The sequence below is a fragment of the Oleiphilus sp. HI0123 genome (assembly GCF_001635315.1).
Genome location: NZ_LWGE01001732.1, coordinates 1 through 645 on the forward strand (window position 1 = coordinate 1; position 645 = coordinate 645).

At 41.7% G+C, this 645-nt stretch carries 1 protein-coding gene; it reads left to right on the forward strand.

The features are described 5' to 3' along the window. Positions 1-153 precede the first annotated feature (153 nt). Positions 154-537, forward strand: a complete 384-nt coding sequence (locus A3761_RS23430) for a YkvA family protein (protein ID WP_068507569.1) — start codon at positions 154-156, stop codon at positions 535-537. Positions 538-645 lie beyond the last annotated feature (108 nt).

Sequence of the window (645 nt, forward strand, 5' to 3'; positions counted from 1 at the left end):
TTAAAGGGATTTATATCAAAATCTGACGACAGCGCGACTCCAGGGAATCTCCTAACTTTATTATGGCTACAGGAAAACAGCATTGGTTTAGTACTTGCTGGCAAAGATCAGATATTAAAACCAGGCTTCGAATAAAGCCTGGTCGAGAGTAAAATGAAAGACGATATAAACGAAAAAAAGCTAACTAGTAAAATCAAATCTGCCTTCAGCTCCCTTTCTCAGGAAGCTATTACTCACGCACTAATTTTGTATTACACCCTACGCGAACCAAACACTCCAGCATGGGTAAAAACGGTTATTCTCGGAACGCTCGGCTACTTCATTAGCCTTATTGACGGGATTCCTGACTTAACCCCCGTTCTTGGCTACACCGATGACATATCTGTAATGGCTGCGGCAATCGCCACGCTGTCTCGATACATCACACCTGAAATCAAAGCGAAAGCTAAACATAAAACTGATGCTTTCTTTCCAGCTAAAAAAACTGATCAAAAGAAGACTTCAACTGAAGCGCCACCCGATAAACCAGAACAGTAAGCATGAGCACTATCCTCCCACCTATTGCCACCACCTTATTTGCACTATACAGCCAGATTAAATAGATAATGCAGCACCATATTTACATGCGTACGCTGTAATCTTGTA